General features: G+C 74.6%; 1 protein-coding gene. It reads right to left on the minus strand.

Annotated features, from left to right (window positions below; all coding sequences use genetic code 11):
* Positions 1–26: 26 nt before the first annotated feature.
* A partial coding sequence (locus ACGF12_RS38750; protein WP_393041419.1) for a helix-turn-helix domain-containing protein occupies positions 27–1,004 on the minus strand: 978 nt, incomplete at its 5' end.

A 1,004-nucleotide genomic window follows, 5' to 3' on the forward strand; every position in this document is an offset into this window, starting at 1 on the left:
TAGGGACCGGGTGCCCGCCGCCGCGGCTACTCGCCCGTGCGGCCGGCCAGGGCCCGGCGGCGGTGCTCGCTGGGCGGGATCCCGTAGGCGGCCCGGAAGGAGCGGGTGAAGTCGGAGGCACGGGGGATGCCCCAGCGGGCGGCCAGGGCGTGGACCGGCACGGCCCGCAGCGCCGGGTCCGCGAGGTCGCGACGGGCCTTCTCCAGCCGCTGGCCACGGGTCCAGGCGGCGACCGTGTCGCCCTGCGACTGCTGGGTGAAGAGGCGGTGCAGGTAGCTGACGGAGATGTGGTGCGCGGTGGCGATCACGGACGGGGAGAGTTCGGGGTCGTGCAGGTTGCGCCGGATGAACGTCCGCACGCTCTCCACCAGGGCCCGTTGCCGGGCGTCGTCCGGGACCGCCGCCTCGGCGTCGAGTTCCCGGGCCAGCCAGGCGGCCATCAGGTCGACCACGATCGTCCCCAGCAGGGGTGCCTCGACCGGCCCGAGGGCCGTGGCCTGTCGGTCCAGGCCGACGAGGAACTGCGCGAGCAGCGCGCAGGTGCCCTCCTGCCCGGAGAACGCCCGGCCCATCAGCTCGCGCAGGCGGCGGGGCGGCAGCGGCAGCAGGGACACGGGGAAGTCCAGGCCCACGGCCTCGATCCGCGGTTCCGCGCGGCCGGCGGCGCGGACGCCGAGGCCCCGTACGTCGTACGGCTGTGAGCTGTCGAGCACGTACAGCTCGCCCGGATTGAAGGTGGTCGTCGGTACGCGGTCGTCGCGCGTCAGGGACAGGCCGCCGTCGAGCACCAGCGTCAGGTGGTACACCCCCGGGTCCGACCGCCGCACCATCTTGGCGGTCCGTCGGAACCGCGCGGGCGGGAAGGAGGATCTGAGGAGGGTCACCGGCCCCAGCTCCAGGCGCCGCATCTCCGCCTCGAAGTCGTCGGCGTGCGCACTGGTCATCTCGCTGTCCCGGGTCCGCCCGACCAGCTCCCGCCAGCAGTCGAACCGTTCGTTCGCGGG

It is taken from the genome of Kitasatospora sp. NPDC048296 (assembly GCF_043201815.1).
GTDB lineage: Bacteria > Actinomycetota > Actinomycetes > Streptomycetales > Streptomycetaceae > Kitasatospora.